This window comes from Nocardia sp. Tas62D01 (assembly GCF_055232035.1).
Genome location: NZ_JBUYUZ010000001.1, coordinates 1,194,965 through 1,216,835 on the forward strand (window position 1 = coordinate 1,194,965; position 21,871 = coordinate 1,216,835).

A 21,871-nucleotide genomic window follows, 5' to 3' on the forward strand; every position below is an offset into this window, starting at 1 on the left:
ACCCACCCTACGTGGCGGCTCATCGGGACCACCGGCCAGAATGGCTGTCGTGGGTGAGCTGCACGTGTCGTTCGTCTGTACCGGCAATATCTGCCGATCGCCGATGGCGGAGAAGATGTTCGCGGAGCATCTGGATCGGGCCGGACTGGCCGACCAGGTGCGGGTCAGCAGCGCGGGCACCACCGCCTGGCATGCCGGTGATGACGCCGATCCACGCACCACCTCGACACTGCGCCACCACGGATATCCGATCGGACACGTCGCCGCCATGTTCGGCGACGAGCACCGCGACGCCGACCTGCTGATCGCCCTGGACACCGGCCACGAACGCGAACTCGCCCGCATGGGCGTGCCCTCGGACCGCCGCCGACTCCTCCGCAGCTTCGATCCGACCGCCGACGGCCTAAGCGTCCCAGACCCGTACTACGGGAGCACGGCCGACTTCGAACTCGTCCGCGAGCAGATCGAAGCAGCCATCCCGGGCCTGTTGGACTGGGTACAAACCACCCTCACAGCCCGCGCCGACGAACCGGTTCCCGCGAGCGCTGAGCCCAGCGGGCTGGACACCGCATCGCTCCTCGACGCCGAACCCGTCCCCGACGGACGCCCCTGATGCGCCGGCTGACGTTCCTCCTGCGCCCCAGCTGGCTGATCCTGGCCGTGCTGGTGGCCGCCTTCGCCTACCTCTGTTTCACGGTCCTTGCGCCATGGCAACTCGGCAAGAACACTTCCACCTCGCACCGCAACCAGCTGATCGCCGACTCGGTGGACGCGGCTCCCATCGACATCACCACCGTCCTCGGCAACAAGGACACCGACTCGCACGCTGAATGGCGCCGAGTCACCGCCACAGGCACCTACCTGCCGGATTCGACGGTGCTGGTCCGACTCCGCCACCTCGACGGCAATCCCGGCTACGCGGTGCTCTCCACCTTCCGACTCGACGACGGCCGCATCCTGCTCGTCGACCGCGGTCTCGTGGCCGCCGTCGACGGAACGCGCCCGCCGCAGATCCCGGACCCGCCCGCGGGATCACAACACATCGAGGCCAGGGTTCGCATGTCCGAAGGCGTCACCCCCGGCAAAGACCCGAGCGTCCAAGACGGCTATCGCCAGGTCTATTCGATCGACACCGCCCAGGAAACCACCGTCCTGCAACAGCCACTGACTGTAATCCCCACCGGCGAACGCGGCGGCTACCTCCAACTCGACGAAAAACAACCCGGCGCCCTCACCCCCACGCCCCTCCCGCAACTCGACGCTGGCCCCTACCTCTCCTACGGCCTCCAATGGCTCGCCTTCGGCATCATGGCCCCCTTGGGCCTCGGTTATTTCGTCTACGCCGAAATCCGCGAACGCCGCAAAGAAAAAGCCCTCAGCACCCCCACCTCAACTACCCCCACCTCCAACGAACCCCCTCCCCCCACACCACCCTCCACCAACGAACAACGCCTAGCCGACCGCTACGGCGGCAACCGCTGACCCGGGCCCATCCAGCCGATCAAGCCAGCACCCTCGTCGCGGACCCGCGTTTGCCAACCTCTCCGCCGACGCGCACGGCTCCCGGTGATAGCCGCGCGCTCGACGTGCCAACCACCAAAGCCTGCCATTTGCACGTCGTGGAGGGCCAACTCACCATTCGCCGCAACTCAGCGAGGCAGGCTAGCGGTTGGGGCGGAGGATCGCCCAGAGAGCGGCGGTGAGGGCGGCACCTGTTTGGACTGCCTCTGACATGTGTACGGCGCGGCGGAGGTCAGCTACCGCGGGGGCGGGGCCGTCGCCGAGGGTGGGGCGTAGTTCGGTGCAGTTGCGGTATTGGGTGCGGCCGCCGAGGCGGACGCCGAGGGCGCCGGCCATCGATGCTTCGACGACGCCCGCGTTGGGGCTAGGGTGTTTTGCCGCGTCGCGGCGCCAGGCGCGCAAGGCGTCGGCGGGGCGACCGCCGACCAAGGGGGACAAAGCGGCGGTGAGTAGACCGGTGACGCGGGCGGGCACCAGGTTTGCCAGGTCGTCGGTGCGGGCGGCGGCCCAGCCGAAGCGTTGGTAGCGGTCGTTGCGGTAACCGACCATCGCGTCGAGGGTGTTGATCGCGCGGTAGCAGAGCAGGCCGGGCACACCGGCGACCGCGCCCCACAGCAGCGGCGCGACCGTCGCGTCGGAGGTGTTCTCGGCGATGGATTCCAGTGCCGCACGGGCTAATCCGTCCGCACCGAGCACCTCGGGATCCCGCCCGCAGAGCGAGGGCAGCAGCGCCCGCGCGGCGGCCAAGTCACCGGATTCGAGCCTGTCGGCCATTTCTCGGCCCGTGCGTGCCAGGCTCCGGCCGCCCAGCACCGTCCAGGTGGCCAGCGCGGTCGCCACCACACCACCACGCCGCGCGGCCACTCCGAGGGCAACGACCGCGCCGACCGATAGCGCCTCGTGCACCAACCCGGCGGAACGCCGATCGGCGTAGGTCACGCATTCGAGCGCGCTGGCCGCCGAACCGAATCCGGCCACCGGGTGCCACCGGCGCGGATCACCGAACGCGCGGTCGAGTGCGAAGCCCAGCAGCAGCCCGGCAGCGGTCGAGGTCCCCGTAGACACCGAGAGAGGGTAGCCGGTGCCGGGCAGGCGCAGCCACGGTTGCCCCTGCCCTCTCGCAACCGCAACGCGACCAGCGACACATGCCGGCCCGTGCGCATCGACATGTGCCGGTCCGGCACCCGCAGCACCTCCGTGCAACTCGACCGTGTCTCCGGCGTGTCGCCGTCTGTCACACTCACCTGCCCAGCATCGTCACCCTGATGACGCACTCATAAACTCGCCCCCGAGGGGCCGCACGACCGAACGGCGAGACCAGTGACTTCCGACCAGTCCTCCGTATCCGAGCCCATCGACCAGGCCGAGCTCGCCCGGCAGTTCGAGGAGCATCGGCCATACCTGCGCCGGCTCGCCTACAGCAACCTGGGCAGCCTCACCGACGCAGACGATGTCGTGCAGGAGGCGTGGCTGCGGCTGCAGCATCAGCACGAGTCCGGGAAAGCGGCCGAGATCGATAACCTGCGGGCCTGGCTGACGACGGTGACCGGGCGGCTCGCGCTCGACCATCTCGGCTCCGCGCGGGTACGCCGCGAACAGTACGTCGGCGAATGGCTTCCGGAGCCCGAGGTGACAACCTGGGACGATCCCGCCGACCGCATTACCCAGGACGAGCGCGTGACCACCGCGCTGCTGGTGGTCCTGGAATCCCTCTCCCCCGCCGAACGCACCGCGTTCGTGCTGCAGGACGTGTTCGGCATGACCGGCCCCGAGGTCGCCGAGGTGGTCGGTCGCACCCCGGCCGCGGTGCGCCAGCTTGCCTCGCGCGCCCGCAAGCGCATCGAGGATGGGACACCCCGGTTCCCCGCCTCGCCGGACGAGCAGGAGAAGGTGGTCTCGGCGTTCGCGGTGGCGTGGCGTTCCGGTGATTTGAGTGCGCTGCTGGGCGTGCTCGATTCCGCCGTCAGCCTGACCGCCGACGGCGGCGGCAAGGTGCCCGCGATCCGCCGGCCGGTGCACGGCGCAGAACTGGTCGCGAAGCTGCTGCTCGGTTGGTACCACGCACCGTCGGCGTCGGGCGCCTGGGGCCGCGCGGTCCTGGTCAACGGCCAGCCCGGCCTCGTCGTCTTCGACGGCACCCACACCGGCGTCTTCGCCTTCACCATCGACGCGGGCCGCATCGTCGCCATCGACGTGGTCCGCAACCCCGACAAGCTGCACGACCTGCCGACCTCCGGCGACCCCGACTGGTACCTCGGCGACAGCCCGGACGAGTCGAGCGAAACCAGCGCTGAATAACCGAACCCCGGCGACCACGGGCGGCTTCCTCGACCCGAAGCCGCCTGTTTCCGATAGTCATCGGGCGCATCGAAGGTGGGATCGGTGAGCCAGGTCGCGCCACAAGGCCACCGAACTGGCCAGAGCATTGGTCACCGCCCCACACCGCAGCGGTTCGCAAGCCCAAAACATCCCGACTGCGGTACCCGACGCCGCCGACGACGATCCCATCGAACGCGCTTGGCCGAATAGTGTCCGTCCAGACCGGGGCACGGGGCGCTGGGTTGGCCGCGTTTCGGCGTCGCTACGTTCTCTCCATGAGGATTCAGGTTGGCGAGTTTGCGCCGCAAATCGATGACAGTGCGTGGATCGCGCCTAATGCGACCGTGATCGGGCGGGTGCGACTCGCGGGTGAGGTGGGCGTTTGGTACGGCGCGGTGCTGCGGGGGGATCGGGAGGTGATCAGCATTGGGGCGCGGACGAACATTCAGGACGGGTGCGTGTTGCATGCCGATCCTGGTTTTCCGCTGACCGTCGGCGCGGGAGTTTCGGTGGGGCACAATGCGATCCTGCACGGGTGCACCGTCGGTGACGATGTGCTGGTCGGCATGGGTGCGACCGTGCTCAATGGCGCGGTGATCGGCGCGGGGAGCCTCATCGCGGCCAATGCGCTGATTCCCGAGGGTGCGCAAATTCCGCCGGGCTCATTGGTCGCCGGAGTACCAGGAAAGGTGCGCCGCGAACTCAGCGACGCGGAGCAGGATGGCATCCGACTCAACGGGTCGGGCTACCTGCACAACATGGCCAACCACCGCGGCGCGAAGATACTATGAGACAGCGCATACTGATCAAGTGTCCAGTAGGAATCGCTGATAACATTTCGCCGGCGTGTCCGGTGTTCCGGGGTCTCCTGCCGACACGGTCGTCTTGCGGCTCGTAGCGCAGAGGCCCCGCTTGGATAGCGGACGCAGAGCGTGCAGGCAGGAGGTATCACGGTGGCGTACGGATCGACGAGTCTGCACCGGCCGAAGGGGCGGATCAGCGTGGCCGACATCGCGGCCCAGCCTGGCGGAATCGAGGCGCTACAGCGCCGTGTCCACGAACTACGTTCCAGCGGCCTCGATTTCGCGGCCAATGCCATCGAGCAAGAAATGGCCGAGCTAGACCTCCCGCGACAGTAAAACCGGGTCACCGCTCCGTCGCAACGACACGGTGACCATCGACAAGCCTGGTGCGATGCCCTGAACACCAGTCGCCAGGACCCAAACACCTGTCCAGCACCAGTTTGTGATGCGAGCCGGTGAAACTGGTAACAAGGTCCACCAGCACGGCACCAGTCCGACAAGGACTTTCGCCTGCCCCGCGCGCCGCGCGCGCAGAATCGTCTGCGCCGCGGCCGCCGGACTGCTGCGCGCCATCCGCAGCTCGAACCGTCATCCGATGTGCGTGCCATCGGTTCGTCGGTGAAGTACCCCACGGGACAATCGTTTCCACCCGGCGACATCCACATCGGATGTCCACCATGACCAGCCAGCCGAGCCCGCCTTGCGACCGACTCACCTCGGTCACACAGCATCGTCTCGGCAGATCGGCGCGACGTTCAATCGATTGCACCGAGTCAACGGCCCACGCAGCACCATCGGTCCACCGAATGGAGGGGCAGATCAGCGCGACGCAGCACTCATCCGTCCGCAAAGATTCAGCGGACTGATCGGCACGTCGAGCCCGGAGATCGAGGGCATAGACGCCCACCGACAACTCAGCAGGTGAGATGATTCATACGCGTTCGACTCACGGGTTCGGGAATCCCTTGGCCACTCCACCGTCAACCGATGAAATAATGATCGGAAATCACCCGCACCGTCGCGGCAGCGCACACCATCGGCACCCGCGCCGAATCGACCGGAGACCTGATGCCCACCGTCCCATCCATGCTCCAGCGCATCCTCGACAACCCCGTCAAGGACGCCGAGAAGTTGCTGGAAAGCGCGCTGTCGGCATTCCTGGACTTCGGCATCAAGCGCACCAGCATGGGCGAGATCGCCCGGCGCGCCGGTATCAGCCCGGCAACCCTGTACCGCCGGTTCGAATCCAAGAACGAACTTGTCGAGGCGGTCAGCGTACGCGAGGCGCAGCGCTTCGTCAGCGAGATCGACAATCGCGTGCAACTGGTCGCGGGCAGCGACAACCAGCTGGTGGAGATCTTCGTCGCGTTCATCAGCACGATCGCGGGCAATGAACTGCTGCGCAGGCTGTTGCGCACCGAACCCGATCTCATCCTGCCGCGGCTCACCACCGAGGCCGGGCCGATCATTGCGGTCGGCCGCACCTATCTGGCCACGAAGCTGAGGGAATTACGGCCCGACGACGACGCCGACGATTTCGACGCCGACCTGGTCGCCGAGATCATGGCCCGGCTGGCCCTCTCGCTGGCGCTGACCCCCGACGGGCTCATCCCACTCGAGGATGTGGAGGCCGGACGCGACTTCGCCCGCCGGATCTTGCTGCCGATGGTCGGCATCAGCACCACCGCCTGATCGCACCCCGAACGCGGCGGCCACCCGCTCGTCCAGCACACGCATCGCCTCGGCATCGGGCAGTCGCCCGCCGTCGACGAATTCGGCTACCAGCTCGACGATTCCGGCGGACCGGGCCGGATCCGGCAATGGCAGCCGCGACACGTACTGGGTGATCCAACGCCGCCGACCCGAATAGAGTCGATTCCCGCATACCGCATCGTAAAAGCGCAGGCCGAGCGCCGAATTCGCCACACCCATCAGCAGATACGCCAGCTGTTCCGCATTGCCTCGAACCCCGATGTCCGACAGCGACATCCAATAGCAGTCCCCATTCACGACCGCACCGGACCGATCCAGCGCGAACCGTGGCCGCGTACTGATATCGGGAAACACCAACTTCGGCACCCGCCACAAATGCGGTCGCTGCGGCACCCAGATCTCGAACCACGCACGCCCACTTGCCGTCACGTATTTCCGCCCGGCCAACGTTTCCTCATGAGCTCGCAAATATGCTGCGGCACTGGGAAATTCGCGCAGATCGACCGGAACACGCCGAGACTGGGCAGTGTCGTATGGATAGAGCACCCGAGTGCCGCGATCACGACGGATCTGCCACGGTAGGACATCGTGATGAGTTATCAAGTCGAACAGCAACTCCGGCTCCGGGCACGGATCCATCTCACCCCACCGATCCGAAATGAATACCCGGTCCGCAGTCGTCTTGATCCCCACTCGAATCCGCGCGACCTCACCGAACGTCTTCCACGTCCCCGCCTTGATCCGCGCCAACCAGTAGTCGACACTGGGCTGCGACATCCGCCACGCCCGCCCCGTCGTGCCGGAAAGCGCCGCGCCGCGCGGCTCACCTACGTCGAGCGGCACACTGCCCCCGCAACCCCCGAACACCCCGGAAACAAATGACTCCCCCGACACCAACCTGCCTTCACCCCCATCGCCACCCTCGCCCGAGGCGATAGCAGCCACCTCACCCGGCGCTCCACCAGAACCGAGCGAGCGGGAACTATCGGATACCAAGCGGGCCTGTTTTTCTGACGCCGAAACATCCACCACCCCAGCAAAATTGGAAGGTCCAGCGCTGAAGTCAGCGTCGTCCTGGCCATACTCGGCACTATCCAAATCCGCGCGCTGCCCCACGCCTTCTGATGGGCCGGCGGGCACCGTCACCATCGGATCATCAGTCGCAAGTGTGCCGATTTCTATCGCGAAGGTGCGACCGTTATGGGCGATGAGGCGGCCGCTCGCTCCGGTCAATGCCTCGAATAGATCTACTGCGCTGACGGTTTCGCACTCGGCGACCTCATAGGCCGACACGTACCGGCACGTCTCGCGACAGGACGTGCGTCTCGCGATGGTGACGGCGGGCAGCACGGCCGCATCGAACAGCTTGGTGTCACCCAGGTCGTACAGCTCGACTGGGGACAGCTCCGCCAGCAGCAGCTGTCGAATGTTCGCGCCCGCCTTGGTGGTGAGAAACCGGTTGGCGCACAGCAATCCGAGCACTCCACCCGCACACAGCAGTCGCGGCGCGATAGCGACGAACGGATGGGTGAGGTCGATCCGTCCACTCAACCCGAACCGTTCACTGAGCAACTGCGCGGTCTCCCCACCCAGCTGTTGGGTCCGCACGTAGGGCGGGTTGGTGATGATGGCATCGAAGCATCCGTCGGCGATGCCCTCCGACACCGTGAGAAAATCGCCTAGGTACAAATCGACGACAACCCCCTCGGCGGACGCCCGCTCGTGAGCCACCGTCAGCGCCTCGTCGTCCAGGTCGTAACCCACCAACTTCAACCGCACCTCCGGCAGCCCGATCGCGGCTTCCCGGTACAGCGCCAGCAGCAATTCCCCATCCCCGCAGGCGGGGTCGAGCACCCGGAGCACACCCGAAACCCGCGGCACATGCTCGAGCAGCCGCCGCGCAAGGAATCGCGCCAGCGCAGGCGGCGTGTAGTGCCTGCCGTGCCGCTTACGATCCCTCGCGGCGGTGATCTCGGATCCCATTCCAGGGATTCTGCACGCTCGAGCGCCGCGATCCGTGGCAACGCGTGGGACAGCCGTGGGCTGAGCAGACACTTTTCCGCCATGCCGACAGAATTCGCGCAGTAACTGCGGAAAGTGCACGCTCAGGATCGGCGGCGATCTCTCGCCCCGGCAGCGCGGACCCCTGCGCGCTGCACCCGATTCCGACGGCATGTGAACCCCACACAATTCGGGCACACTGCGTGTATGGGATTTCGTGACGTAATGACACGGACTCGGGGGCGGACCACATCACTACCGCACCCGAAACGGCTGATCTGGCTGGCGTTGGCGGCACTAGTTGCGGTATCGACTGTCGTACTCGGCGCGGAGGGCTGGGTACGGCATGAGGCGAGCGGCTACGACTACACCACCGATAGCGTGCCGCCCAGTGAGGTCGGGTTGGTCCTCGGCGCCCAGGTATACGACAACGGCGAGCCCTCCCCCTACCTCGCCGCCCGGCTCGACCTCGGCCGCCGCCTCCTGGAAACCGGCAAGGTGAAAGCCCTGCTCCTGTCCGGGGACCACGGCCGCTGGAGCTACGACGAACCGAACGCGATGCGCCGCTACCTGATGCACCACGGCGTCCCCTCTGGCAAACTCGCCGTCGACTACGCCGGTTTCGACACCTACCAATCCTGCATCCGCGCCTACCGAATCTTCGGCGTACACCAGGCCATCGTCGTCACCCAGGACTTCAGCCTCCCCCGCACTATCGCCTTGTGCCGCTCTGTTGGCATCGACGCGACCGGTGTTGCCGATACCGCCCAACCGCACAACACCACCTACGAAAAATGTTGGCTCCGTGACCAATTGGCCGCCACCAAGGCCGTCGCCGCCATGCTCACCCACCCCGACCCCCAATTCCTCGGCGACCAGGAAACCACCGTCCGCGACGCCATCAACGCCGACCCGAGGTAGCCCCCCTCGAGGCCGACCCGGTCAGCGGACGGCCAGGCGCATCCACTGCCCGGTCGATCACGCCTATCCGAGCTACCCTCCGTGGCACAGTTCGACACGATATCCCCCCGATCCGAGGCAAAAGAATAGGCCCCGGGAAATCCCAGGGCCTAACTCATTTCCCGCCTTTACAGCGGAATGTTCTTGTGGCGACTCTTGCGGGCCGGAGCCGAGGCCAATGCGGCGGCAATGATGCTGCGCGTCTTCGACGGCTCGATGACCTGGTCGACGACACCGATCGCAATGGCGCGCTCGACGCCACCGGCGATCTGTTCGTGCTCGGCGGTGAGGCGTTCGTGCAGTGCCTCACGCTCGTCGTCCGGCGCCGCTGCCAGCGCCTTCTTGTGCAGGATACCGACCGCGGCCTTGGCGCCCATGACGGCGACCTCGGAACCGGGCCACGCGTACACCGCGGTCGCGCCCAGCGAGCGGGCGTTCATCGCGATGTAGGCGCCGCCGTAGATCTTCCGGGTCACCAGCGTGACCCGGGGCACCCGTGCCTCGGCGAACGCGTGCAGCAGCTTCGCGCCGCGGCGCACGACACCATCCCACTCCTGGCTGACGCCGGGCAGGTAGCCGGGGACGTCGGTGACGACCACCAGCGGGATGCCGAAGGCGTCGCACAGCCGCACGAAACGCGCGGCCTTCTCGGCGCTTTCGGAGTTCAGGCAGCCGCCGAGCCGGATCGGGTTGTTCGCCAGCACACCGACGGTGCGACCGGCGAGCCGACCGATGCCGGTGACGATGCTGCGGGCGTAACCACCCTGCAGCTCTTCGAACGAGGACTCACCGTCGACGTTGTCGAGCAGCTCGTGAATGATCGGCTTGACGTCGTAGGCGCGCTTGGCCGATTCCGGCATCATCGCCTTCAGGTCGACGTCACCATGTTCGGCGGCAACCAGATCGAATTCGCCCTGTTCGGCGAACATCGACACCAGTCGGCGACCCCGATGCAGCGCATCGGCCTCGTCGTTGGCGACGATATGGGTGACACCGGATTTCTTGCCGTGCGTCTCCGGACCGCCGAGGGTGGCCATATCGACCTGCTCGCCGGTCACGCTGCGAACCACGTCCGGGCCGGTCACGAAGATCCGGCCCTCGGGCGCCATGATGACGATATCGGTCAGCGCGGGGCCGTAGGCGGCGCCACCGGCCGCGAAGCCGAGTACCACCGAGATCTGCGGTACCAGGCCGGACGCCCGGACCATGGCCTCGAAGACCAGGCCGACGGCGTGCAGAGCCTCGACGCCCTCGGCGAGCCGAGCGCCGCCGGAATGCCAGATGCCGACTACCGGAACGTCGGAGTCGATGGCGGTGTCGATCGCATCGACAATGTGCTTGCAACCCTCCACGCCCATCGCGCCGCCCATGACGGTGGCGTCGGAGCAATAGGCCACGGTGCGCACTCCGTCGACCTCGCCGATCGCGGCGATCACACCGGACTTGTCCCGCGGATGTAGCGGCAGGACGGTACCCGGATCGAAGAAGCGCTGCAGCCGGCCCAGCGGGTCACGCGGATCGGTCGTTGTTTCGGGCTGAAACGCGGGCGCCATAATTGTCATCGCGTTTTCTCCTCACCTCAAGGAAGTGCGCCGCTACCGCGGCTGCGTATGTCGAACACCGGAGGAGTCGAGCCATTCAGTAGGCCGACCCCACCGGGATCGTTGTTGCAGTCGATGGGGCGGCTATGCCCGACCGAAGGCGAGCGCGACATTGTGCCCACCGAAACCGAAGGAATTGTTGATCGCGTACTCGATCTCCTGGCGGCGAGCCTCGCCGTGTACCACGTCCAGATCGATCTCCGGATCGAGGTTTTCCAGGTTCAGCGTCGGCGGGACGATCCCGTCCCGAATGCTGAGCACGGTGAGCACCGACTCGAGGGCGCCGACGGCGCCGATCGAGTGACCCAGTGCTGATTTCGGGGCGTACACCGAGGCGTGGTTGCCCACAGCCAGGTTGATCGCCCGCGCCTCGGCGGTATCGCCGATCGGGGTGGCGGTGGCGTGCGCGTTGACGTGGGTGATGTCGCTCTTGGTCAGACCCGCGGTCTGCAGCGCCCTGGTCATCGCACGGGCCGCGCCGGTGCCTGCGGGATCCGGGGCAACCAGGTGGAAGCCGTCGGAAGTGATGCCTGCGCCGAGCAGGCGAGCGTGAATGGTGGCTCCACGTGCCTTGGCGTGCTCTTCGGTCTCGACGACCATGAGCGCACCGGCCTCACCGAAGACGAACCCGTCGCGATCCTTGTCGAACGGACGAGAAGCGCCCTTGGGGTCGTCATTGCGGGTGCTCATCGCGCGCATCATGGAGAACGCCGCGATCGGCACCGAGTCGATGTAGCCCTCGACGCCGCCGGTGACGACGATGTCGGCGTCACCCATCACGATCATGCGCCATGCGTTGGCGATCGCCTCGGAGCCGGACGAGCACGCCGAGACCGGAGTGACCACTCCTGCCCTGGCCTTCAATTCGAGACCGACAACGGCCGATGGGCCGTTCGGCATGACCATCTGAACAGCCAGCGGCGAGATCTTGCGATAGCCGCCGTTCTTCAGCTTGTCGACCGAGTCGATGAGGGCGTCGCCGCCACCTAGACCCGTGCCGATGGCTACACCCAGCCGTTCCAGGTCGACCTCCGGGCTGCCCGCGTTACGCCAGACTTCGCGACCGAGGACGGTCGCGAGCTGCTCGACGTACGCCATGCGGCGGCACTCGACTCGGGTCAGCAGGGTCTCGGGCCGGACCTTCAGGTGACCGCCGATGCGGACCGGAAGGTCGTATTCCTCGACGAAGGAGTCCTCGAGAACGTCGATACCGCTCTCGCTGTTGAGGAGTCCCTTCCACGTCGCATCGACGTCACCAGCGATCGACGTGGTCGCCGCCATGCTCGTGACGACGACGTTGGGGAAGTTCCCGTTCAAGGTGGAAGGAGTGGTCACAGTATTGGCCCTACTCGGCGTTGTCGAACTTGGCCTTGAGCTCCGCGGCGGCTTCGCTGTTCTCCGCCTCGAGCTTCTGGACGTAGGCGACAACGTCGCCGACCGTCTTCAGGCTGGCCAGATCCTCGTCGGGGATCTTGACGCCGTACTTGTCCTCCATCTGAACCGCGATCTCGACCATGGACAGCGAGTCGATGTCCAGGTCATCGACGAAGGACTTCTCGATCGTCACCTCGGAGGGTTCGATACCCGTCACCTCTTCGATGATGTTGCCGAGTTCCTCGACGATTTGTTCCTGGGTCAGGCTGGCCACTGTGTAGCTCCCTTCTTGATTACTTTTGTAGGGCATTGTGTTTTTCGGATCGAGACGGGCGATGGTTACCGTCCGCTCGTTCACAACCGTGCTTTTTCTGTGCACGGCCGCGAGGAAAGCTAGCCGGAGATCGTGAGCCCGGCCAACGCAGGGAGGTCATCGGGGGTCTTCAGGGCCAGCGTCGGCGTGCCCTTCATTTCCCGTTTTGCAATGCCGACCAGGGTGCCCGCCGGCGGCAGCTCCGCCACTGCCGAAACCCCGGCTTGCCTGGTGGTTTCGGTGCACAGGTCCCAACGGACTGGCCGGGTGATCTGTGCCGCGAGCTTAGCGATCGCATCGGCTCCCGAGGCGATCGGCTTGCCGTCGAAGTTCGACAATAGGGTCCGAGTCGGCTCGTTCGGCATGATCTGGCTGATGGCTGCCGTCACCGCATCCTGGGCCGGGCCCATGAACGCGGTGTGGAAAGCCCCCGCGACGGGCAGCGCACGCACCCGAGCCTTCGCGGGTGGATTCGCGGCGAGTTCCGCCAAGGCATCCAATCGACCCGCGGCGACGATCTGACCCACCGCGTTCCGATTGGCCGGAACGAGGTCGAGCTCCGCGAGCCGAGCGAGCACGGCGGCTTCATCGCCACCGAGCACCGCGGACATCCCGGTCGGCTCCAGCGCGCACGCCTTGGCCATCTCCGCACCGCGGATGGCAGCCAGGGCGACCGCATCGTCGGGGAAGATAACTCCGGCGATCGCGGCTGCGGCAAGTTCACCGACCGAGTGTCCAGCGACGATGGTAGCGGCCGGAAGCGAAGTCGCGTCGATTTCCGCGAATGCCAACAGCGCGGCGGCGACGACGAGTGGTTGGGTAACGGCAGTATCGGTGATCTCCTCGGCCGTCGCGGTAGTACCGAGACGAACCAAATCCAGGCCGGAGGCCTTGGACCAGAGGGCGAGGCGATCTGTCGCGCCGGGGAGGTCGAGCCAAGGCGCGAGCATTCCGGGTGTCTGGGACCCCTGTCCAGGGGCGAACAACGCGATCACACCTCTAAGAAAACACTGTGAGGTAGGCCGCAGGAGATGTCGGCGCGAATGAAGCTTGCCGATCGCTTTTGTGGGGGTCCCACAAAAGGCCACGTGAGTCGTCCCGATCGACCGGTTCCTTAGATCCGTTACACGCCCTCGTGACCCATGGAAAAGCGAGTTGCCTCTGGGGTAGGTGTTGACGATTCGTTACGGGTTCGTGTCAAACGACCTACTGTGGCCGCGATTCGGAGCACGTAGGCGTCCCGCGGGCTCATCGGATCGCGCCCCGTTATTTCGGCTATCCGCTTGAGACGGTAGCGAACAGTATTTGGATGGACGTACAGCTGACGGGCACACGTCTCGACAGCGCCACCGCAATCCAGATAGGCCTCGAGCGTGTCCGCAAGCGACGATCCCGCCGCAGCCAACGGAAGCACAAGATACTCGTTCAACGCTTCGACCGCAGCACGGTCGCCCAACAAGGCGCGTTCGGGCAATAGCTCGGTCGCATGAACCGGTCGCGGGGCGCCGCGCCAGCCCACCACCGCCTCCATTCCGGCCAGCGCCTCCACCGCGCTGGTATGCGCCGCACCCAGGGTGCGGGTGGTCGGGCCGATCACCACCGGCCCGTCCGAAAACACCTCGGCAAGCAGGTCCGCCAGGAACGGTGAGATATAGGAACTGTCTCCGAGATGGCCACTGACCACCATCACCAGTCGTGAACCCTGGACCACCGCCAGCGCCGCGCGGCCGTGCCGGGCGGCGATGGTGTGCACCGAACCGACCATGCCGACACCCTGATCGCCCGGCGGCGTGCCGACCAGGACCGTCGCCGGGGCGGTCGCGTCCCAGTTCAGCGTCGCGGCCCGCGACAGCATGTCCGGGCCGGTGTCGCCGCGCACCACGGCGTCGACGACGAGCGCTTCCAAGCGGGTATCCCAGGCGCCACGGGATTCCGCCGCGCTGGCGTACACCGAGGCGGCGGCGAATCCGAGCTCACGCCCGTACCGCAACACCGCCTCGGTGAGTGCGACCAGCTGCCGATCGTTGCGCGCCAGCGCGGGCAGCCACTGTTCGAAGAACTCCATGGCCACCCGGACCATGTCCACGGTCTGGCGCAGCGTCAGCCGGCGCGCCAGATCCTGCGGAATCACCTGGAAGGCATCGAGACTGAACCTGATGTCGCTGTCGGGATCCTGCAGCCATTCCAGGAAGTTCACCACCGCGGTCTGCACCAGCATCTGGACGCCCGCGCGCTGCGCGGCGTCCAGATCGGCGAAGAACGGCAACCGATCCTGCATCGACCCCACCGCCTCGGTGGAGAGTCGACCCGAGAACTGCTTCACACGTTTGAGCAACGTGTCGGGAAGCGGGTCACGGGTTTGCCGGTTCGGGGAGAGCGCGCCGGTCGGCAGATACACCTCGTGCTCGGAAGAGCCTTCGGAGATCCGTCGCGGCCGCGGCGGTTTACGGTCCACCATCCAATCGTCCGCTACTCGCCGTCTCCGTCGCCGCTTGCCACCGACTTCGGCGCGGCGTCCACATCATCGATGCGGTATTTAGCCGTTGCCTCGGTCAGCTTGGCGGGGTCGATCTTTCCCGCCCGCACGAGCCCGGCCAGGGCCGCGACCACGATGGACTGCGCGTCGACGTTGAACACCCGGCGCGCGGCGGGCCTGGTGTCGGAGAAACCGAAACCGTCCGTGCCGAGCGTGGTGAAGTCGCCGGGCACCCACTGGCGAACCTGATCCGGCACCGCACGCATCCAGTCGGTCGCGGCGACGATCGGACCTTCGACCGCCGACAGCGCCTGCGTGACGTACGGCACGCCCACATCGGTGCCCGGGTTGCGCAGCTTCGCGATTTCCTTGCTCAGCGCCTCCTTTCGGAGTTCGCCCCATGAGGTCACCGACCAGACATCCGCCTGCACGCCCCACTCCGCGGCGAGCAGCGCCTGGGCGCGCACGCCGTCGGGCACCGTGACGCCGGAGACCAGGATCTGAGCGCGCACGTCGCCCGCTCCCCCGCGCTTGTACAGGTAGATGCCCTTGAGTAGACCGGGGATATCGAGATCGTCTGGCTCAGCCGGCTGCTGGTAGGGCTCGTTGTACAGGGTGATGTAGTAGAAAATATCTTCGCCGCCGAAGTCGCCGGTCGGTTTCCCGCCGTGCGAAACGGCCCCGGGCACCGTGCCGGGCCCGACCTCCGGGGTGCCGCCGCCGTACATCCGCCGCAAGCCGTCCCGCACGATGTGCGCGAGCTCGAAGGCGAACGCGGGATCGTAGGTGACCACCGCCGGATTGGTTGATGCGAGTAGCAGCGAGTGGCCGTCATTGTGCTGCAGACCCTCACCGGTCAGCGTGGTTCGCCCGGCGGTTGCTCCGAGCACGAAACCGCGCGCCAATTGGTCCGCGGCAGCCCACAATCCGTCTCCGGTGCGCTGGAAACCGAACATCGAGTAGAAGATGTACAGCGGGATCATCGGCTCGCCGTGCGTCGCGTACGAGGTGCCCGCCGCGGTGAACGACGCGGTCGATCCGGCCTCGTTGATGCCCTCGTGCAGGATCTGCCCGACGGAGCTCTCTTTGTAGGCAAGCATCAATTCCGCGTCGACCGATGTGTACAACTGGCCGTTGCGGTTGTAGATCTTCAACGAAGGGAACCACGAGTCCATACCAAAGGTACGGGCCTCGTCGGGGATGATCGGCACGATCCGCTTGCCGATCTCTTTGTCTCGCAGCAGCTCCTTCATCAGCCGAACCAGCGCCATGGTGGTCGCCACGTTCTGCTTACCGGAGCCCTTGCGCACCGAGCGGTAGGCATCGTCACCCGGAAGTTGCAGCGGCTTAGCTGTGGTGCGCCGCTCGGGCAGGTAGCCACCGAGCGCCTTGCGCCGATCCAGCATGTACTGGATCTCACGCGCCTCCATGCCGGGGTGGTAGTACGGCGGCAGGTACGGATCCCTCTCCAGCTCGGCGTCGCTGATCGGAATCCGCTGCAGGTCACGGAAATCCTTGAGGTCCTGCAGCGTCAGCTTCTTCATCTGGTGGGTGGCGTTGCGACCCTCGAAGTGCTTGCCGAGGGTGTAGCCCTTGATGGTCTTGGCCAGGATCACCGTCGGCTGGCCCTTGTGCGCCATCGCGGCCTCGTAAGCGGCGTAGACCTTGCGGTAGTCGTGACCGCCGCGCTTGAGGTTCCAGATCTCCTGATCGGACAGGTCCTGCACCAGCGCCTTGGTCCGCGGGTCGCGGCCGAAGAAGTGGTCGCGAACGTACGCGCCGTCATTGGCCTTGTAGGTCTGGTAGTCACCGTCGGCCGTGGTGTTCATCAGGTTCACCAGTGCGCCGTCTCGGTCGGCGCCGAGCAGCGCGTCCCACTCCCGACCCCAGATGACCTTGATGACGTTCCAGCCCGCGCCGCGGAAGAACGACTCCAGCTCCTGAATGATCTTGCCGTTACCGCGAACCGGACCGTCGAGGCGCTGCAGGTTGCAGTTGACGACGAAGGTCAGGTTGTCCAGGCCCTCCAGCGCCGCGACGTGCGCGAGGCCGCGCGACTCCGGCTCGTCCATCTCACCGTCGCCGAGGAACGCCCACACATGCTGATCGGAGGTGTCCTTGATGCCGCGGTCGTGCAGGTAGTGGTTGAATCGCGCCTGATAGATGGCGTTCATCGGGCCCAGACCCATGGACACCGTCGGGAACTCCCAGAAGTCGTTCAGCAGCCGCGGGTGCGGGTACGACGGCAGGCCGTGGCCTGGACCGCCGTGGCTGTACTCCTGCCGGAAGCCGTCCATCCGGTCGGTGCTGAGCCTGCCCTCGAGGAAGGCGCGGGCGTAGATGCCCGGCGAGGCATGACCCTGGATGAAGATCGAGTCGCCACCGCCGGAATGGTCCTTGCCGCGGAAGAAGTGGTTGAAGCCGACCTCGTAGAGCGCCGCAGAAGACGCGTAGGTCGAGATGTGGCCGCCCACACCGATTCCCGGGCGCTGTGCACGATGCACCATGATCGCCGCGTTCCAGCGGATCCAGGCACGGAAGCGTCGCTCCACCTCTTCGTCGCCGGGGAACCACGGCTCGTTCTCGGTGGGAATGGTGTTGACGTAATCGGTGGAAGTCAAAGCGGGGATGGCGACCCGACGCTCACCGGCACGCTCCAGCAGCCGCAGCATCAGGTAGCGCGCTCGGCCCGGACCTTCCCGGTCGAGCATGTCATCGAACGACTCGAGCCATTCGCTGGTTTCCTCCGGATCAATGTCCGGTAGGTAGGACGCCACTCCTTCGCGGATCACCCGGACGCGTCCGCCGGCCGGAGCGGCGGACGATCCCTGCGAATCGCGGCCTTGAGCGGGGGCGTTCTCGGTATTGGGTACAGCGGATTTCGCTGCAGCGGAAGAGTGGATCACGTCGGTCAAATCTGCTCCTCGTACAGGGGTGGACATGTGATGACGTCTGTTTCCCCGGGCGGGCACGCTTGGTTGGCGGACCACCCGTTTAACGAAACGATCGGGCGCACCTCCATCCTTGCGGATCATGTGTCCCTGGTCATCATGTCAGTCGCAAATCCAGTACGGTTCTGCAGGGAACGTGAGTCGAGGCCGCCGTAGTACGACAGGAGCGGGGAGGACGATGAAGGTGCTGGACCCACGCGGGTTCGGATTGGTGTGCGCGACCTTGGCGGTAGCCGCCGGGCTGACGGTGGCTGGATGCGCGAATCGGATAGAGGGGGTTGCCAATCCGAACGCGGCGGACCTGGCGGCCTACCAGACCGCGGCGGCCTCTTCGTCGGCTGCGGCCACCTCCTCACGCCGTGCCGCGGCGCAGACCCAAGCCATCAACGAAAACTGCGGGCAGTTCCCCAACACCACCGGCGTCGGCGTCTCGAAGTACAACGACTTCGTCAACGCACACGACTCCAACGCGGCCGACTACGCGAGCAAGCGCGAGGCGGCGTCCTCCACCCTCGACGACGCAGCCAACAAGGTCGAGACCGGAGTCAACTCCGCGAGCGAAGCGCTGCCCACCGATCTGACGGCGAAGTTCACCGAATACGTTGCCGCCGCACGGCTGCTGGCGTCGGAGACCCGCAAGATGACCTACACCGCGCCGGTCGGGCCGCTCAACGACGCGAGCAGACGGGTCAACGACGCACGTAACGCCGTTCGCGACGGGTGCCCGAAACGCTGATCGAGTGCGCCCGCCACGAACTTGTCACGCGACATTCGGTGGGTATTTCGTCCGATCAGCTTGCGCTCGAGCCAATAACCATGTTCGCTTGCAACTATCTATTGTCTGGAGTTGAGGAGGACACCACCGTGGTCGCCGCGGCGGACGCGCAGAACTACGCTCAGAAGCTTGGCATTACTCACGGCATGGTTGTCCAGGAACTGGGCTGGGACGAGGACACCAACGACAACCTGCGAGCCGACATCGAGGAAGCCATCGGCAGTGAGTTGCTCGATGAGGACTCCGATGAAGTCATGGACGTCGTGTTGCTGTGGTGGCGCGACGGCGACGGGGATCTAGTGGATGCCCTGATGGAGGTCACCAGTTTGCTTTCGGACGAAGGTTTCGTCTGGGTGCTCACTCCCAAGACCGGTAGTCCGGGGCACGTCGATCCCAGCGAAATCGCTGAATCAGCACCACCGGCCGGTTTCACACAAACCTCCGCAATCAGCCTCGGAGATTGGGCAGGCAGTCGGCTGGTACAGCCGAAGGCGCCCTCGAAGCAGCGCTGACCGGTCTTTCGCTATGGTTTCGCCGGGCGGCATCGCGCCGCCCGGCAAGCCCGACTCGATGGAGGTATCGCGATGCCGCTTGAGGTTGGCCCACTGGAGGTCGGCTCTGTCGCGCCCGATTTCACGCTGAAGGACCAGAACAACCAGGAAGTCAGTCTGTCGGATTTCCGCGGCAAGAAGAACGTGCTGATCGTGTTCTACCCGCTCGCCTTCACCGGGATCTGCCAGGGCGAGTTGTGCAAAGTCCGTGACGAGCTGCCGAAGTTCCAGAACGATGGCGCGGAAATCCTCGCCATCTCGGTCGGCCCGCCGCCCACCCACAAGATCTGGGCTGCCGAACAGGGCTACGTTTTCCCGCTGCTGTCGGACTTCTGGCCACACGGCGCCGTCGCCCAAACCTACGGCGTCTTCAACGACAAATCCGGCTACCCCAACCGCGGCACCTTCGTCATCGACAAGGGCGGAGTCATCCGCTTCGCCGAAATGAATAGCCCCGGCGAGCCCCGTGACCAGGCGGCTTGGGAGAAAGCGCTCGCCGCGCTAGATTCATAATCCGGCCGGGAACGGCACGGGCGTATAGCTCAGCGGTAGAGCACTGGTTTTACACACCAGCGGTCGGGGGTTCGATCCCCTCTGCGCCCACCGAAGATATTGCAGGTTGAGACCAGTTCCTGGTCTGGAGTACCGGCAGCACATCACGTCCGACACGACGCAATGTCCCAAGAGTGTCCCAACGGGCGGTGAGAACTAGCTTCCGGTCGCCTTCTGAACGTCACCGAACAACGCTGCGCCCGCCGCCTCCAGCGTTTCGTCGTATACGTGTCCGTACACCCGCAGCAGTACGGCCGGATCATGACCGAGCCACTTCGCCGCCGCCGACACCGACGCCCCGGAGTCCAGCAAGATAGTCGCGGCGGTATGCCGCGCATCGTGCAAGCGGATCACGGGAACGCCAGCCCCCTTAGCTTGGCGCTGGAACTCGTCGGTGTACCACTCCGGCCGGATCGCCGATCCGTCTTCGTGAACGGAGATCAGACGGTCATCTGACCACCGCTCCCCCAGCGCCTCGGCCTTCTGAGCGATCTTCAACCGATCCAGCGCGATGACGACATCGGTCGGCAAGGGCAAGCTGCGCTTGCTACGCCGCGACTTAGGATCGTCTTCTTCTACGTCCTTGCCGACTGCGACGCGCCCCCGGCGGACATTGAGGGTGTTTCCCTCGATCCGGAACCACGGTAGCCCCATGATTTCCGAGCGCCGTAATCCACACAGCGAAAGAACGAACAAGGCGCAGAGCCGGTGCTCACATATGTGATCACGGAACACCCGACTCTGCTCACGGGTCCATACCTGCATCTCTGTGTCCGCCATATCGGGCCGCTTCACCAGTCGGGCGACGTTGCGGGTAACCAACCCGTAACTGGTCAGGTTATGCGGGCATCCAGGGGCGGCCCTCGGTGAGTGTGACGAGGACTTCGAGGAATTGGTGGCCGTGTTTGGCGGCGGTGGATAGGTAGCTGCGGATGGCGCAGAATTGTTCGGCTCCGGTGTAGGTCCGCAGGCAGCCCGACACCTTCTGCCGGAGTTTGATCATCCGGATGTCGCGTTCGCTGCCGTTGTTGTCGGGCGGGATCCGGATATCGGTGGTGAACCGCAGGTAGTCGTCTTGCCGGGCGAGCAGCCGCTTGGCGAGCGCGTTGTGCTTGCCCATCAGCTTCGTGGTGCGGGCGGCGGTCTCGCTGCGGCCGATCGTGACGGCGTTGCGGTACAGGCGTACCTGCTCGGCGAGGGCCTCGGAATCGATCAGTGGTGTGGTGCCATCGATTTCGCCGCGGGCGACCGCGGCGCTGACCAGGCGCTGCACTGCAACCAGTGCGTCGGCGGCCTGCTCGGCCCAGCACCACTCGGTGTCGGCGGGAGTGTTGTCGAGGACGCCCTGCAGTTCGCGTTGTGCGTGGGCGCAACACAATTGGTGAGCGGCGTCGGTGTAAGTGGTTAGGTAGGCCCCGGACGCGGTGTCGGCGTTGCCGCCGATCCGTTTTCCGAGGCCCCCTGCCGCACCCGGCGTGCCTGTCTCGAGGCACCGGGCGCTCCACGTGTCTTGCCCGCTGGTCAACTCGCGGTTGCCGGTTTCGGTGTCCACGGGGTCGGGATTGTGCTGCCGCGGTAGCGGTAGCGGGTCACGGTGACGCTGGCTGCGCCGGTGAACACGACCCCGTTGTGAGCGAACCTCCATCCCTTGTCGCAGAAGCGGCGTCGGAGCTCCTTCATCATGAGCCGGTGTTTGCCTTTGTATTTGGCACGTATCCAGCGCATCAGGCGGAGCCATGTGAATCGGTCCACCGCGTTGAACACAGCCTTCGACACACCGTAGCGAAAATGGTTCGCCCATCCCGTCAAGGTCCTGTTCAGTAGCTATTCAGCTGTCCCCCTTGGGGTTTGATGGCGTGTCGGTTGGATTGTGATGGCCTGTCGGGCATAGTGGCGGGGTGTCTGGAGCGTCGTCGGTTGAGCAGCTCGTTGAGCGGGTGGCCGAGTTGACGGCGCAGGTG

Annotated in this window: 20 protein-coding genes, 1 tRNA gene and 1 pseudogene; 11 read left to right on the top strand and 11 right to left on the bottom strand. The window is 65.8% G+C overall.

Features of this window, described 5'->3' with window-relative positions:
- Positions 1-40: 40 nt before the first annotated feature.
- Positions 41-613 (top strand): low molecular weight protein-tyrosine-phosphatase, encoded by a 573-nt coding sequence (locus ACV7NQ_RS05925; protein WP_463358689.1) that lies wholly within the window; start codon positions 41-43, stop codon positions 611-613.
- The gene (locus tag ACV7NQ_RS05930) at positions 613-1,482 is read left to right on the top strand and encodes an SURF1 family cytochrome oxidase biogenesis protein (protein ID WP_463358690.1); all 870 of its coding nucleotides are present in this window, start codon (positions 613-615) and stop codon (positions 1,480-1,482) included. Before ACV7NQ_RS05925 ends, ACV7NQ_RS05930 begins: the two co-directional genes overlap by 1 nt.
- Before the next feature lie 180 nt (positions 1,483-1,662).
- On the opposite strand, the gene ACV7NQ_RS05935 is transcribed toward ACV7NQ_RS05930, so the two are convergent.
- The gene (locus ACV7NQ_RS05935; protein ID WP_463358691.1) at positions 1,663-2,586 is read right to left on the bottom strand and encodes a cobalamin biosynthesis protein; all 924 of its coding nucleotides are present in this window, start codon (positions 2,584-2,586) and stop codon (positions 1,663-1,665) included.
- A gap of 255 nt (positions 2,587-2,841) precedes the next feature.
- On the opposite strand from ACV7NQ_RS05935, the gene sigJ reads away from it, so the two are divergent.
- From sigJ to ACV7NQ_RS05955, 4 genes are all read left to right on the top strand, one after another.
- On the top strand, positions 2,842-3,819 hold the full coding sequence (sigJ, locus tag ACV7NQ_RS05940) for an RNA polymerase sigma factor SigJ (protein WP_463358692.1): 978 nt from the start codon (positions 2,842-2,844) through the stop codon (positions 3,817-3,819).
- Between the two features lie 296 nt (positions 3,820-4,115).
- Positions 4,116-4,631 (top strand): gamma carbonic anhydrase family protein, encoded by a 516-nt coding sequence (locus tag ACV7NQ_RS05945; RefSeq protein WP_463358693.1) that lies wholly within the window; start codon positions 4,116-4,118, stop codon positions 4,629-4,631.
- Between the two features lie 162 nt (positions 4,632-4,793).
- Entirely contained in the window at positions 4,794-4,979 is a 186-nt protein-coding gene (locus ACV7NQ_RS05950) for a hypothetical protein (protein WP_463358694.1), read from the top strand.
- A gap of 732 nt (positions 4,980-5,711) precedes the next feature.
- Complete coding sequence (locus tag ACV7NQ_RS05955) at positions 5,712-6,335, top strand: TetR/AcrR family transcriptional regulator (RefSeq protein ID WP_463358695.1); 624 nt, start codon at positions 5,712-5,714, stop codon at positions 6,333-6,335.
- A gap of 1,392 nt (positions 6,336-7,727) precedes the next feature.
- Here the strand turns inward: ACV7NQ_RS05955 and ACV7NQ_RS05960 are convergent.
- Positions 7,728-8,531: pseudogene (locus ACV7NQ_RS05960) on the bottom strand (HsdM family class I SAM-dependent methyltransferase); the annotation flags it as partial.
- A 51-nt stretch (positions 8,532-8,582) separates the two neighbouring features.
- On the opposite strand from ACV7NQ_RS05960, the gene ACV7NQ_RS05965 reads away from it, so the two are divergent.
- Positions 8,583-9,278, top strand: a complete 696-nt coding sequence (locus ACV7NQ_RS05965) for a SanA/YdcF family protein (protein ID WP_463358696.1) — start codon at positions 8,583-8,585, stop codon at positions 9,276-9,278.
- Between the two features lie 167 nt (positions 9,279-9,445).
- Here ACV7NQ_RS05965 and ACV7NQ_RS05970 read toward each other — a convergent pair whose 3' ends face one another.
- The 6 genes from ACV7NQ_RS05970 to aceE form a co-directional block, all read right to left on the bottom strand.
- Positions 9,446-10,879 (bottom strand): acyl-CoA carboxylase subunit beta, encoded by a 1,434-nt coding sequence (locus tag ACV7NQ_RS05970; protein WP_463358697.1) that lies wholly within the window; start codon positions 10,877-10,879, stop codon positions 9,446-9,448.
- Between the two features lie 123 nt (positions 10,880-11,002).
- Positions 11,003-12,253, bottom strand: a complete 1,251-nt coding sequence (locus tag ACV7NQ_RS05975) for a KasA/KasB family beta-ketoacyl-ACP synthase (protein ID WP_463358698.1) — start codon at positions 12,251-12,253, stop codon at positions 11,003-11,005.
- 10 nt (positions 12,254-12,263) lie between these two features.
- On the bottom strand, positions 12,264-12,566 hold the full coding sequence (acpM, locus tag ACV7NQ_RS05980) for a meromycolate extension acyl carrier protein AcpM (RefSeq protein WP_463358699.1): 303 nt from the start codon (positions 12,564-12,566) through the stop codon (positions 12,264-12,266).
- Positions 12,567-12,685: 119 nt separating this feature from the next.
- Positions 12,686-13,600: an ACP S-malonyltransferase gene (locus ACV7NQ_RS05985; RefSeq protein WP_463358700.1), complete on the bottom strand. Its 915-nt coding sequence runs from the start codon at positions 13,598-13,600 to the stop codon at positions 12,686-12,688.
- A gap of 128 nt (positions 13,601-13,728) precedes the next feature.
- A complete protein-coding gene (locus ACV7NQ_RS05990; protein WP_463358701.1) occupies positions 13,729-15,063 on the bottom strand; it encodes a PucR family transcriptional regulator in 1,335 nt (444 codons plus the stop codon).
- 11 nt (positions 15,064-15,074) lie between these two features.
- Positions 15,075-17,996, bottom strand: a complete 2,922-nt coding sequence (gene aceE / locus ACV7NQ_RS05995; protein ID WP_463358702.1) for a pyruvate dehydrogenase (acetyl-transferring), homodimeric type — start codon at positions 17,994-17,996, stop codon at positions 15,075-15,077.
- A gap of 214 nt (positions 17,997-18,210) precedes the next feature.
- Between aceE and ACV7NQ_RS06000 the strand changes: the two genes are divergently transcribed.
- The 4 genes from ACV7NQ_RS06000 to ACV7NQ_RS06015 all read left to right on the top strand — a co-directional run bounded on the left by ACV7NQ_RS06000 (position 18,211) and on the right by ACV7NQ_RS06015 (position 19,961).
- The gene (locus tag ACV7NQ_RS06000) at positions 18,211-18,768 is read left to right on the top strand and encodes a hypothetical protein (protein ID WP_463358703.1); all 558 of its coding nucleotides are present in this window, start codon (positions 18,211-18,213) and stop codon (positions 18,766-18,768) included.
- Positions 18,769-18,896: 128 nt separating this feature from the next.
- Positions 18,897-19,319 (top strand): DUF3052 domain-containing protein, encoded by a 423-nt coding sequence (locus ACV7NQ_RS06005; protein WP_463365554.1) that lies wholly within the window; start codon positions 18,897-18,899, stop codon positions 19,317-19,319.
- Between the two features lie 72 nt (positions 19,320-19,391).
- A complete protein-coding gene (locus ACV7NQ_RS06010; protein ID WP_463358704.1) occupies positions 19,392-19,871 on the top strand; it encodes a peroxiredoxin in 480 nt (159 codons plus the stop codon).
- An 18-nt stretch (positions 19,872-19,889) separates the two neighbouring features.
- Positions 19,890-19,961 (top strand) — tRNA-Val (locus ACV7NQ_RS06015).
- Positions 19,962-20,066: 105 nt separating this feature from the next.
- On the opposite strand, the gene ACV7NQ_RS06020 is transcribed toward ACV7NQ_RS06015, so the two are convergent.
- Genes ACV7NQ_RS06020 through ACV7NQ_RS06030 form a run of 3 tightly spaced genes read right to left on the bottom strand, consistent with a single transcriptional unit; the run spans position 20,067 to position 21,719 of the window.
- Entirely contained in the window at positions 20,067-20,690 is a 624-nt protein-coding gene (locus ACV7NQ_RS06020) for a site-specific integrase (protein ID WP_463358705.1), read from the bottom strand.
- A gap of 58 nt (positions 20,691-20,748) precedes the next feature.
- Positions 20,749-21,462: an IS66 family transposase gene (locus tag ACV7NQ_RS06025; RefSeq protein ID WP_463358706.1), complete on the bottom strand. Its 714-nt coding sequence runs from the start codon at positions 21,460-21,462 to the stop codon at positions 20,749-20,751.
- The gene (locus tag ACV7NQ_RS06030) at positions 21,432-21,719 is read right to left on the bottom strand and encodes a group II intron maturase-specific domain-containing protein (protein WP_463358707.1); all 288 of its coding nucleotides are present in this window, start codon (positions 21,717-21,719) and stop codon (positions 21,432-21,434) included. Before ACV7NQ_RS06030 ends, ACV7NQ_RS06025 begins: the two co-directional genes overlap by 31 nt.
- Positions 21,720-21,871: the final 152 nt, after the last annotated feature.